We start from the raw sequence: 11,730 nt of genomic DNA on the forward strand, positions 1-11,730 counted from the left end.
CGCGGGTTCCTGCATGAGAGGCTTTCGTACGCCTGACGGCACCCGAAACCCTTCACCATGTCGGTCGTTCAAGCCGCCACGGCGATGTCCTGAAAGCTGCCGATCAGCTCATATCGCCGCTCAGACTTTATGGCCATCCGGTAGAAGGTCGCTCCCGATCGGGCTTGCCCCGGTCTGAAGACCGATCATCGTGTAGACCCCCTTGGCGGCGGAAAGCTTGTTCATAGCTTCCGCATCCCGGAGGTTCATGCCGAGAGGCCACTCGCAGAATGCCGACTTCCCCGCCTCCAGGGCGGCGGTCACGAGCTGGAGGTGCTCCGACACCCTGACTGTAACGACGACGAGGTCGACATCGGGATGGTTCACGAGTTCCTCGGTCGATGAGACAGCGTAGTCAACGCCGAACTTCTGTGCCGCAACCCTTGCGACTTCGATCCGGTTGTGGCTTAACGCCGAAAGTCGAAACTGCGGCAGGTCCCTTAGCGCGGGAACATGGGCGGTCGATGCCCAACCACGGTCGGGGTGTACCCCTATGATGCCAACTCTGATTGGTGTTTTGGCCATTGGATACGCTCCTTGGGCGTGATTTCCAGAATGGTACGATTGAGCATGGGCTTCGTGATCCGCCCTTGTCGGCGCCAGGGTACAAACGAACAAAAAAGGCCGAGGCGAATTGGCACCGACCTTCCTCATCGTCGTTCAATCACCAGAGCCAGTACATCCGTGGTCAAGAGCTAGGAACGACGCGGCGTTGCGGCCTATGCCCCGACGAATTATTGCGAGCGAGTCGGACTTCGGTCCGATGGTAGACAGCAATCTCTCTGCTAATTTCCGTTCCGCTGAGACTGCAAAACTCAGCACGAAAAGGGTGTCTGCCCCTGATCCGGAGCACCCTTTTCAACCTCGTTTTCGGGAATCCCCCTTAACCCTCAGCACCGACGGTTCGCGGCGGCCAACCTTCCGACTGATCATAGGGTATAGGTACTCTGGCGGAGCATCTTGCGTGCGATGGTGTTGCCAGTTCCATCGCATCTTAAGGGGGCCGTCGTCAAAGTCGAAGTCTGTCATTTCCTCGGCTTCCTCGCGAATTTGAACGCCCAGACCGCCAGGATCTGACCAGCCTGGTCGGCTCTTCAACCGGATAGTTCCACGGTAATAGCTCATCGATACGGCTCTGCTTGTGACCATTGACGATGGCAGTGAGCGTGGCGGTCAGATAGGTCGGCGGATCGACGACATTGAGTTTGATGAGGTGGATGGCTCGCTCGTCCGGCGCCATAGTGAAAGAGCGGTCGCGATGATCGCTCTAAGGGGAGATGTCATCCATGTGCGAAGTAACGACGGTCGGGCTTGATCTGGCAAAGCGGGTTTTTCAGGTTCACGGGGCGGATGCAAAAGGCCGCCCTGTTCTTCAGAAGCAGCTTCGCCGCGAGGAGGTGCTCAGCTTCTTCGCCAAGTTGCCGCCTTGTGTAATGGGAAGATGACGCGACAGTTGATGGACGAGATCGGGACACCCAGTAGACCTGTAGGCGCTTCGAGCGCGTCAGTTTCTTATGGACCCGATCCGCGAATCTCATCTGGGCCGGCGGCCAAATATGCCGCCTTCATGTAGGCCGGACACATGCAAGCCGCCGACTTTCGCGCATCAGTCAAATAAGCCTCTTGCATCACGGGAGCCATCCACACATGCAGGTCTCCATGAGCGAAGCGATGGTCGCCCAGTTCTCCTGCCCCTGCCCTCGCCTTCAAATCGAACGTAGAACCGTCGCGCGCGCGAGCAACACGCCTTCGAGCAAGATCAATCCTGGTTTGGTAACGGCTTACCCTCATAGCGCACGCGAAAGTTCCTCCTGTGAAAATCCTGCTCGAAGCAGACGAAGACGAGTTCCAGGTCATTGGCGCTGTCGCGCTTCCCAAGGAGACTGAGCGTGACAACGATAACGCCGCTGTATCCGCGCGTCAGGCGGAAAGCCGCGTTGCGGATGTCAGTCCCTTCTGGATCCTTCCGGTCTTCGCGGCGCTCATAGATGACCCAGAAGCGGGCAGCATCCCAAGTCTGCCGTAGGATTTGGCTGACCTCTGCCTTGAACTCTTCGGCATGCATTGCCGGCCCCCAAGACAATGCCGTCTCGCCCGCATCGCTAACGACATTGAGGTAACCGTCATATTGGTAAGCGCCTGACAGCGACCGTTCGATCATCTCGAATGCGGTGTTTTCGCTGATTGTTGTTTTGAAGAGAATGGCCATCGAATCGCTGCATTTTCAATAATGACCTGTCGGTCAGACGGCGAGACTACTGGGTGTCGCCTGGGCGAGCAACGGAGACTTGGTGATTGGGATAATCCTCACGAACGGTTGAAACGCGTAGAGATCATTGTCCGGCCGTGCTCATTGAAAGGTCTCTTGACCCCCTTTGGAGAACACGTCCGCGCCGTCTCAAAGCGACCGCGTCTTCTTCAGACCTTGCAATATCGTGAACCATTTGTAACTTGAAACACAACAAGCAAACCGCATTATCCGACCGATGAATCCGAAGAGCTCCATCTTGGCAATGAGTATCGCAGCTTTAGCGGCATGCTCACATAGCGACCCGCTTGAGACGACCCTCGCCCAGTCAGCAATCCAGCACCAGACGCCTTTGACCGATCAAGCGGTGATCGCAGATACTGTCGGCCGCAGTGCTGTCGGTGCAACTGCGCTTGCTTGGGCCAACCCATCGACGGGCAGCGCGGGTGTTATCGAACAGATCGATCCCAGTAACGATGGACCTGACGGATGTCGCGGTTTTATGACCAGTCGGCAATCTCTCGACGGCATCACGCGCTTCAACGGCGTAGCCTGCCCGTCTGGGGATAGTTGGAAGCTGAGCGGGCAATAGGAGTAGCGCTAAACGTCCGGTCTCGCGTCAAGGGCATCTACGCCATGCTCTCTTCAATGCTGGATCGCACCGGAACCCGAAACTTTCTCGTATTGAAGGACCAGTCCGATACCTCGGGCATGTTCTGGCGGCACATCGCTCGGAGAGCGGCGACTAATCCATCCGGTACCGTGTTGCCTAGAATGAGCTGCTCGGCAATCGACCAGGGGGAATATGTCTACGACTGGAAGAAGACGCGGTCGGATCACATGCAGTGCGAATTCGTCGAGTTCAGGCCGATCTGATTTGGCCTGTCAATGCACTGAGCTCGAAGACGGCGCGTTTACGCGCGTGGCGGCCAGCCCGACGTACGTGCCGATCAGAACGGTCGCCATCTCCTCTACCGAGCGACAGCCCTCGTTGTAGAGTTCGATGGCGGCATCACACAAAAACGAGGACGCTTGATCGTCCCACTCCACCTTGTAGTACCGATACCATTCACGGACCGCCTTCGACATCAGCAGGTGGTCTTCCTGTATGCACTTGGACATGCGTTACCCCAGACATGGAGGCGGCAGGCCTGCGTGGTTATGACTGCTTCGTTACGACCACAGCGGCGTCGCCATGATCCAGACTAGGAAAGACAGGACATCCACGGGGACCTGCCTCGTCCGTGGACAGGGCACCGTCGTTCAGCCGCCTAACGGCGGTCAATCTCGGCCTCGACCTTCTTCCGTGAGTTTCCAGCGCTCTTCACGGCCTTCTTGACGGCATCTTTCGAGACGCCCTCCTTCGTTGCTTCGTACTTGACTTCGTGATCCTGGCCGCCGGCCACGCGGGCTCGATCCTGTGCGCGGCCTCGGGATGTCGGTGTCTGTGCCATCGGGCTTCTCCTTCGAATAAACGTCCGCAGTAGAAACTCATGACGATTCCAGTGGTTCCCGGGAGATAGCGGATGATGATGCTGCGCTTGAAGCGGCTGCGGAATTCCCTAAGCGGTGAGCGGCATGTGCTGGTGAATCAAGTTGCTGTGGCTCCAGAACTTAAAATTTTCTACCGCTTTCCACTACTGTCGGGCGCAATTCGACCAGCGGAGACGGCGGAATCAATTTGAGAGAGAAATTCCGTAAAGCATTGAAAAATGATTCGTTTTGAGTCGGAACGAATCACTCTGACACGTCTTTGAGTCGCGTATTAGTGATTCGGAGAATTTGTCATGCCGTCAGGACAGCGTGCACAGTGGAAAGGCTTTCTGAAGTTCGGTGAGGTAAGCTGCGGCGTCGCTCTCTACACGGCAGCCTCGACTAGCGAGCGCATCACCTTCAACACCATCAACAAGGCCACGGGCAACCGCGTCAACCGCATCTTCATAGACAGCGAGACCGAGGATCCGGTGCCGAAGGAAGCCCAGACCAAGGGCTTCGAGATCGAGAACGGCCAGTACATCATCATCGATCCTGAGGAAGTTTCCGCCGCGATCCCTGAGAGCAACAAGACGCTCGAGATCGAGGCGTTCATCCCCTGCTCCGACGTCGACGACGTCTACTTCGACAAGCCGTACTACCTCACGCCCGACAAGATGGGCGGAGACGCGTTCGCGGCTCTCCGCGATGCGATGAAGAGGTCGATGGTCGCGGCCATCGCCCGCACCGTCCTGTTCCGTCGAATGCGTACGGTGCTGATACGGCCGCACGGCAAGGGGCTGATCGCCAGCACGCTCAACTACGACTACGAGGTTCGTTCCTCCGAAAAGGCTTTCGAGGAGATGCCCAAGCTTAAGATCCAGGGCGAGATGCTCGAACTCGCCAAGCACATCATCAGCACCAAGAAGGGCGAGTTCGATCCGGCGACCTTCGACGACCGCTACGAAGCCGCCCTCGCGGATCTGGTGAAGGCGAAGCTGGAAGGCAAGTCGCTTCCGAAGCCGAAGAAGGTGCAGGTCTCGAAGCCCAACGATCTGCTGGCCGCACTCCGAGAGAGTGCAGGCATGATGAAGGCCGCTGACGACAAAACGAAACGCACTGCGGCCAATGCCAATCAAGGCACTGGCAGGCAGCGCGCCGCACACGGAGTGGCTTCGAAAGCCGCCTCTTCCGGGGCCGCTCCGCGGCGCAAGGCCAGCTAGGGAGATAGGTCATGGCTCCGAAATATTACTGGAAAGGCTATCTCAAACTCTCGCTGGTCACCTGCCCCGTGGCGATGACCCCGGCTACGAGCGAAAGCGAGAAGGTTCGCTTCCATACACTCAACAAGGAGACGGGCAACCGCGTCGTCTCCCGGTACATCGATTCCGTCACGGGCAAGCCGGTCAAGGACGAGAACGAAGCCAAGGGCTACGCTCGCGGGGAGAACGACTACGTTATCCTCACAGAGGACGATCTGGATGCCGTTGCGCTCGACACCGTGAAGACGATCGACATCGACAAGTTCGTCCCAGCCGACAGCATCGAGTGGATCTACCTCGAGAAGCCGCATTACCTGATGCCGGACGACGCCGTCGGCAACGAGGCATTTGCGGTGATCAGGGATGCCATGAAGGCCGACAAGGTTTTCGGCGTGTCGAAGCTCGTGATGGGCCGCCGAGAGCGGGCGGTCGTCCTGGAACCGCGCGGCGAAGGCATCGTGCTCTGGACGCTGCGTTTCGGCGACGAGGTTCGACCGGAGGAGAACTATTTCGAAGACATCGACGAGAAAGCAGACCCGGATCTCATTCCCCTTGTGCAGCAGCTCATCAAGCAGAAGACCGCGCGTTGGTCTCCGGACATGGTGAGTGATCCAATCCAGGAGAGCCTGCTCAAGATCATCGCTATGAAGAAGAAGGCGCTGAAGCCGAAAAAGGCGGCGAAGGGGAAGGCGGCCGAATCCGCTCCAAAGTCGAATGTGGTCAGCATCATGGACGCGCTCCGGAAGAGCGTCGAGGCAGATCTCAAAGGTCGGAAGTCAGGGTAATCAGATGCACTTGCTGGAAACGAAGATTGTTCACGAGACAACCGGATGGCGGGTAGACTTTGTCGGCGACGACGGGGAAGCGGTGTCGATCAAGGTCGCGGACGGTCACGCTGCAAGCGAAGACGAGGCCATTGAGCGTGCGAAAGAGGTCATGGTTCAGTTGACGGCATATGGCACGCGTGGCGGCGGCCGGAGCATCAACCCGTACGATGCCGCTAGCAATGGAAACTTTGACGACGACGAGCCGTTGCTGGATACTTGGCACTGATCCGCCCTGAGGAAAACTCCAGCCTCTCAGGCAAAAAAAGGCCGGGCGAAACCGCCCTGACCTTACTCATCGTCGCTTTCTTACCAGTGCCAGTAAATCCGTGGTGAAAGGCATTTCAGCGATGCGGCCTTGGAGCAAAAGAAATTCAGTGCTCATGGATGCCGAACAAGGAACCAACCTCACCCCGCCGGCGTGGTCAGTCTTGGCCAGCGGGCCTGTCGTTCGAAGGATCTCGTCGACGGGGTTGTCAGTGGGATCCGAATCGCAGTCGTACACAGCCTCGGAGAGTCGAGTTCCCGGCGAGTTCTGATCCCACGCCCTCAATCGCACCAAAGAACGTCCCGATCAGCGTTACGCTCACCTCCCAAACGTGGTGCTAATGTCAGAGCACCCACACGCTCGAAAAACTCTCCTTCACCGTCACTATCGCAAACCCAGCTCCCCACCCTGCGGCGTGACGTATTGCATCTTCGTAACCATTCCCCTCGAAGCGACCGGGCGCGCTATGATAAGTCGATTGGTTTCGGCAGCCTTGCTGTTGCGTGGCGATTGAAGGCTTTCACTGCGCTCGAATGGCACTAAGATCGAGGAGTCGATCTATCTCACAGCAGATCACGCAGGGGCATGATCAGCGAGTCAGTTGCTCCAGAACCGCCTGACCCCATTACTCGCCTGATCCCCCTGCCCCCGGCAAGCCGTTCCGCTTGGGGCGGACCCGTGGGCTCCCTCGCCTCACCTGCCCGGCCGTGCCAACGACCTCGCGATATCGACGATGTCATCGCGCGAGGCGGTCGGGTCCTCCTTGTTCCAGGCGACACCGAGCCCGATCCGGAAGTCGATGCCTCTTACCGCCTTCAGCTCGAAGGCCCGGTTCGGCATGCCCTCGGTCCATTCCGGCGCGAAGCCGATGCCAAGACCGGCCGAGACCAGCGACACCAGCGAATAGGTGTCGTCGCAGCTATAGGCGATATTGCGGGTCAGATCGTATTCCTCGAACTTCTCGTTGAAGTACCGCTCGGTGTAGGAGAGGTTCTTGCGATTGAAGGCGATGATCTTCTCCGAGCGCAGATCGTCGATGGCGATCTCACCTTGCTCTGCCAGCCGGTTGGTCCTCGCCACCGCCAACAGATAACGCTCATGGGCGATCGAGGAGAAGCGCAACGAGCCGATGTTTTCCACCGGTCTGATGAAGCCGAGATTGATCTGGCCGTTTTCCAGGCCGCGGATGATGTCGCCGGTATTGCCGCTTGAGATATGGATGCGGATATCCGGGTACTTGCGGGCGATCTTCGCCAGAAACGCCGGCAGCACGCCGGTGGTCGCCGGATAGACGGTGCCGATCCTGATCTGCCGGATCGTCTTGCCGGCCGCAGCCCTGGTGATCTCGGCACTCAGATCGACCTCGCTCAGGATCCCGACGCAGCGCTCGTGGAAGATCTCCCCTGCCCTGGTCAGTTCCACCCGTCTGGTCGAGCGGATGAACAGCGGGCAGCCGAGTTCACGCTCCAGCGCCTGCACATGATTGCTAAGCGCCGGCTGGGCGATGCGCACCTTTGCGGCCGCCCGGCCGAAATGCAGTTCCTCGGCCACCGCGACGAAGTAGGAGAGCTGGCGTAGTTCCATGAATGCGCTCCGCCGCACGTCGCGTTTATTGCAACGGTGCTTCGCAAAAGGTAAGTTGGGCAAGAATAGCAGCCTGAAGTTTTGTTTTCAATACCAAACTTACTAAAATCGAAAGTTTTATGCTGAAGCACTCGCAATGTCGCGCTGCAAGAGCGCTCTTGGACTGGACCCAACGGGACTTGGCTGAGCGAACATCGATAAGCGCGGTTTCGATACGTGCGTTTGAAAAAGGTGGCGATATGCGTGAAAGCAATCTTCGCCTCCTGAGACTCACCTTCGAAGCTGCAGGAATCATCTTCCAGGCTGATGGCGAAGTCACCGGAGGGGGAATCGGCGTGCGGCTCCGTTCTTCTATTGATGACGCTTGATTTCGAGCCAAGCAACTCCCTCAGTCGTAACTTAGCTTTCGAAAATCCTTGGTCCGATTCCAAAGGTCACAGGTTCGTATCCTGTCGGGTGCGCCATTTCCGTTCTGTCCACACCGAAGACTTAGGTAACAGTTGGTAAATCCTCCTTGGTTTGCGCCTAGGAGCCTTGGTCTGGTAGTTCTTCCGCGTTAGATTTGCGCCTGAGCAATTTTAGGGCCGAAACCAACCTTCCGACGCCAGAACGTGTAGTGCTTGGCATCAGCGTGCACCAGCTTGGCAACAACGTGCACTCCGCTTGCCAACAGCATGCACCGCACCACGAATAGTGTAGTTGAATCAACAGATGTACGGTATCTGCGCGATGCTGTGGTCTCCGCCTCCGCGTAGGCTCCGTCTCCTGCCTCAGTCACGCGAAATGATTTAGATCGGAGCCGCATAGGCCCGCACAAACATCATCCGGCTGTGGCAGAGCCGAACATGCGCGACCTTCACGGTCGTCGTTACGCCGTTAATCAGAATGATCTCGTGGCTCCAGTCGAACTGGTAAGCCTCACCTGGCGCGTAATAGAGCGGCACATAGGCTTCCGCCGTCACAGCTCCCCGGTTCTTCGCCCAGGTCTTGGCATAACGCCGGACGGCATTATAACTGCCGTCGTAACCGAGCGCCCGGACCTCCTCATAAATCCGGATCAGCGTCAGCCGCTCGCGCGATGGCTTGCCCTCATTGGCCGTTAGAAAACGCTCGATATCGGCCTTCCACGCTCCGATCCTTGGCAGCGGTTGCCGCTCTCGTTCATAGGTAAAATCGGTTTCGTCGGAGCGCAGTATCTTGCGAACCGTGTTGCGCGACACATGGAGTTCCCGGACGATCTTCTTCACCGACCAGCCCTGCACATGGAAGGCCCGTCGAACACGCGCAATCGTATCCACTCGCTTCAACTCCCGCTCCATCCGCCGCCAAAAGCCGGATGGTCAGATGAAATCTGAGGGGGGTCAAAATTGGATGCCGATTACCCCGCCAAGGGGGTCAAATTTGCACGCCGGAACACACTCTATCAGCTTAATGTCGCCTGACACTTGCCTTTTGTTCTCGCTAATGTGCCGCTTGAAGACCGGATCGACCACTACGCCGCGCCTGAGGAGTGGCGGACCGATAAATGCCTCCGAAGGGCAGTTCGCGAGCATTGGGGGAGCCTGATCGTATCGAAAGTCGATCGGCATTCCAAATCCCAGAGGTGCAATCGAACAGGCTCCCGGCTTACCTGCTCCGTGAACGGAACAACTCATATCATCATTGCGTGCGGGGCAAGGCGCTCTGCCTGGAGTCATAGTCGATATGCGACCATGGACACGGAGTAGCCGACCGTCACTGAGTTTCACTAGGAACGATCGATCCCTGACGTTTTGAAAGGCCTTCGGATCCATTGCCTTCTTCGATGGCACGGAGTTCCAAGTCATTCCTACGGGAAAAACGTCCGCATGGCGAACCATCTCATTGAAAGTCAGGGACGTCGAGCCGGTGCAGCATTTACCGCATCCGACACATGAAAAGTCGATGTTTATAGACAAAAGTGGCCTCAGAACATTGATCATACAGAAGACGATGTTCGTCCGCCGGCGCGCTAGCTCCAACTGATGAGTCTGTGGCACGCTTGTGATCCGTTTGCTGATCGCGCCAATGAATTGACAATCCTTGGACACCAGCAAAACGTCTTGTCTGGAGTCATCGGAAAGATTCGATATCCAGTCGATTGCACTTTCCCGATTGAAGGAAATCTGACCGTCCATGGCAATCATACCCGAGAGCTTCAAAGCCTACCAATACCAGACGGGCATCGACCGCATCCGTGATGCGTACCGGGCGTCGGCCGCCACGATCAATAAGACAGTCAGCGAGGCGACGCAGGCGAGCCTTCAGTATTTGGAGAGCGGTGCCGACGACCGAGAATATGACGAGGATGGCATCCTGGTGTCTTCCACCGCGAGTTTACTCGCCCAGGCAGAGCTTGACGCGATCCTCGCGGTCACTGTCGTCCGAGAAGCGTTCATCACGAGCGCCTTTCATTATTGGGAGCGATCCGCCAGGGCATGGACGGGCCTCCATGAATTCGAGCACAAGTTTGCTGATCTGAGAAGGGAAACGCGACGCCTGTATCCGGTGAGCCCGCAACTGCCCAATCTAAACCGCCTCAACAATGTCCTGAAGCACAACAGTCACCGCGTAGACCCGACGCTTCTCAAGAAACGCCCAGACTACTTCGGCACGCTGTTTCCTGGGCGGAACGGGAACAATCCTCCCGAGCCTCGACTCCGGATCAGTCACGAGCACGTCGAGGAAGCGTTCGACATCGTGAAGGCGTCGGGCCCGAAGCGTTAGTCTTGAAGGATTCAGGCAAGGACAATGCACTCTGGTACTCTCGCGGCTGCGCATCTGGATCGAAAGGCTCGATCCAGCCTCCGAAGATAGGGTGAAAACTGGCAGATCGGAGTCGGAAAATCGGGTTGCACAGCGGTGTACGCTGATGCCAAGCAGGACGGCCCCAGTGCACGCTGTTGCCCGGCAGGGTGCACGCGAAAGTGCTCGCACGTTCCAGAAAGCTCAATGATTTCTATGATGGTCGGTGTACGCTGATGACGAGCGCTACAGAACGGTTCACCTCCTTTGATTTGAGCATTCTGACGATCCACCCCGGTTTAACCGCAACTCTGCGCAAAACGGTCTAACGTCGGCCATCCCATGCGCATTCTTATTTTTTTCGAGACCCGCTGCCGAACCGCTGATCCTTGGTGTAAAAGGAGACGCGTTTGTGAGTCTTAGAATCGGTATTGAAATGAAGCTAACTTGCGGTGCCTTGTTCTCGGGAATCGGCGGATTTTGCCTCGGCTTCGAGCAGGCCGGGTTCGAATCCTCTTGGGCAGTTGAGCTCGACGATCATGCGGCGGAAACGTATCGGAAGAACCTTCCGCACGTCCGCCTGATCACGAAGAGCGTATCCGAAATCGACGTGGTCGAGGACAACCTGTCGCCTGTGGATATCCTTCATGCGGGCTTTCCCTGCCAGAGCTTCTCTCAGGCCGGAGAAAAGAAGGGCTTCGAGGATCCTCGGGGTCGTCTGTTTTTCGAGATCATCCGGATCATCGAGCAGTTCGGAGACAAAAAGCCAAAAGTTCTTGTGCTGGAGAACGCGCCGTTTCTAAGGTACGGCGAGGGTGGAGCATGGTTTCTGGAGGTTCAACGTGCCATCCAGAAGGCGGGATACTGGTTCAGACCAGAAAACGCCCAAGAACTCAGCGCCTTCGAACTGACGGAGTTGCCACAGCAACGAACCCGCCTGTTTATGGTGGCCCTTTCCATGGAGCACTTCAACAGCGGACGGTTCACCTTCCCAGCCGAGAAAAATGCGACGCCGAAGCGCCTGAGGGACTACATCAGCTTCGATGAAAGTGTAGCAGACGAGTATTATCTCGATAACGAGAACCGCTACTACAAGATGATCTCGGAAGCTGTGACTGATCGCGAACGTCTCTATCAGCTTCGCAAGTATGAGGTACGGGCAAAGGAAGCGGGTGTTTGCCCAACACTGACTGCCAATATGGGCCTCGGGGTGTTGTTTTCCACGCGGAACTGAGCCGGTTTTTCCACCGAGAAGTGAGCCACCTCTGA

At 57.2% G+C, this 11,730-nt stretch carries 11 protein-coding genes and 4 pseudogenes; 8 read left to right on the forward strand and 7 right to left on the reverse strand.

Annotation, left to right across the window (positions count from 1 at the left end; all coding sequences use genetic code 11):
• Window positions 1-159 precede the first annotated feature (159 nt).
• Window positions 160-564: pseudogene (locus G9X64_RS25635) on the reverse strand (Gfo/Idh/MocA family protein); the annotation flags it as partial.
• A gap of 484 nt (window positions 565-1,048) precedes the next feature.
• A pseudogene (locus G9X64_RS36725) lies at window positions 1,049-1,258 on the reverse strand (transposase domain-containing protein); the annotation flags it as partial.
• A 67-nt stretch (window positions 1,259-1,325) separates the two neighbouring features.
• On the opposite strand from G9X64_RS36725, the pseudogene G9X64_RS25645 reads away from it, so the two are divergent.
• Window positions 1,326-1,475 (forward strand): annotated as a pseudogene (locus tag G9X64_RS25645) (IS110 family transposase); the annotation flags it as partial.
• A gap of 323 nt (window positions 1,476-1,798) precedes the next feature.
• On the opposite strand, the gene G9X64_RS25650 reads toward G9X64_RS25645, so the two are convergent.
• The 3 genes from G9X64_RS25650 to G9X64_RS25665 all read right to left on the reverse strand — a co-directional run bounded on the left by G9X64_RS25650 (window position 1,799) and on the right by G9X64_RS25665 (window position 3,741).
• Window positions 1,799-2,248 (reverse strand): hypothetical protein, encoded by a 450-nt coding sequence (locus G9X64_RS25650; protein ID WP_171377627.1) that lies wholly within the window; start codon window positions 2,246-2,248, stop codon window positions 1,799-1,801.
• 924 nt (window positions 2,249-3,172) lie between these two features.
• Window positions 3,173-3,409 (reverse strand): hypothetical protein, encoded by a 237-nt coding sequence (locus G9X64_RS25660; RefSeq protein WP_171377629.1) that lies wholly within the window; start codon window positions 3,407-3,409, stop codon window positions 3,173-3,175.
• A gap of 149 nt (window positions 3,410-3,558) precedes the next feature.
• The gene (locus G9X64_RS25665; RefSeq protein WP_164580282.1) at window positions 3,559-3,741 is read right to left on the reverse strand and encodes a DUF3606 domain-containing protein; all 183 of its coding nucleotides are present in this window, start codon (window positions 3,739-3,741) and stop codon (window positions 3,559-3,561) included.
• Window positions 3,742-3,813: 72 nt separating this feature from the next.
• Between G9X64_RS25665 and G9X64_RS25670 the strand changes: the two genes are divergently transcribed.
• The 4 genes from G9X64_RS25670 (at window position 3,814) to G9X64_RS25685 (ending at window position 6,075) form a co-directional block, all read left to right on the forward strand.
• Window positions 3,814-3,972 (forward strand): hypothetical protein, encoded by a 159-nt coding sequence (locus tag G9X64_RS25670; RefSeq protein ID WP_171377630.1) that lies wholly within the window; start codon window positions 3,814-3,816, stop codon window positions 3,970-3,972.
• 102 nt (window positions 3,973-4,074) lie between these two features.
• The gene (gene ku, locus G9X64_RS25675) at window positions 4,075-4,983 is read left to right on the forward strand and encodes a non-homologous end joining protein Ku (RefSeq protein ID WP_171377631.1); all 909 of its coding nucleotides are present in this window, start codon (window positions 4,075-4,077) and stop codon (window positions 4,981-4,983) included.
• An 11-nt stretch (window positions 4,984-4,994) separates the two neighbouring features.
• On the forward strand, window positions 4,995-5,807 hold the full coding sequence (gene ku / locus G9X64_RS25680) for a non-homologous end joining protein Ku (protein WP_171377632.1): 813 nt from the start codon (window positions 4,995-4,997) through the stop codon (window positions 5,805-5,807).
• 4 nt (window positions 5,808-5,811) lie between these two features.
• Window positions 5,812-6,075 (forward strand): hypothetical protein, encoded by a 264-nt coding sequence (locus G9X64_RS25685; RefSeq protein WP_003548525.1) that lies wholly within the window; start codon window positions 5,812-5,814, stop codon window positions 6,073-6,075.
• A gap of 732 nt (window positions 6,076-6,807) precedes the next feature.
• Here G9X64_RS25685 and G9X64_RS25690 read toward each other — a convergent pair.
• Window positions 6,808-7,698, reverse strand: coding sequence for a LysR family transcriptional regulator (locus G9X64_RS25690; protein WP_171377633.1), 891 nt, complete (start codon window positions 7,696-7,698; stop codon window positions 6,808-6,810).
• A gap of 119 nt (window positions 7,699-7,817) precedes the next feature.
• Between G9X64_RS25690 and G9X64_RS25695 the strand changes: the two genes are divergently transcribed.
• The gene (locus G9X64_RS25695) at window positions 7,818-8,066 is read left to right on the forward strand and encodes a helix-turn-helix domain-containing protein (protein WP_171377634.1); all 249 of its coding nucleotides are present in this window, start codon (window positions 7,818-7,820) and stop codon (window positions 8,064-8,066) included.
• A gap of 435 nt (window positions 8,067-8,501) precedes the next feature.
• Here G9X64_RS25695 and G9X64_RS25700 read toward each other — a convergent pair.
• Window positions 8,502-9,005: pseudogene (locus G9X64_RS25700) on the reverse strand (helix-turn-helix domain-containing protein); the annotation flags it as partial.
• A gap of 847 nt (window positions 9,006-9,852) precedes the next feature.
• On the opposite strand from G9X64_RS25700, the gene G9X64_RS25705 reads away from it, so the two are divergent.
• Both G9X64_RS25705 and G9X64_RS25710 read left to right on the forward strand, forming a co-directional pair.
• A complete protein-coding gene (locus G9X64_RS25705; protein WP_171377635.1) occupies window positions 9,853-10,443 on the forward strand; it encodes a hypothetical protein in 591 nt (196 codons plus the stop codon).
• 430 nt (window positions 10,444-10,873) lie between these two features.
• Window positions 10,874-11,695 (forward strand): DNA cytosine methyltransferase, encoded by an 822-nt coding sequence (locus G9X64_RS25710; protein WP_171377636.1) that lies wholly within the window; start codon window positions 10,874-10,876, stop codon window positions 11,693-11,695.
• Window positions 11,696-11,730 lie beyond the last annotated feature (35 nt).

This window comes from Rhizobium sophorae, from assembly GCF_013087515.1.
In the GTDB taxonomy this organism is placed as follows: domain Bacteria; phylum Pseudomonadota; class Alphaproteobacteria; order Rhizobiales; family Rhizobiaceae; genus Rhizobium; species Rhizobium sophorae.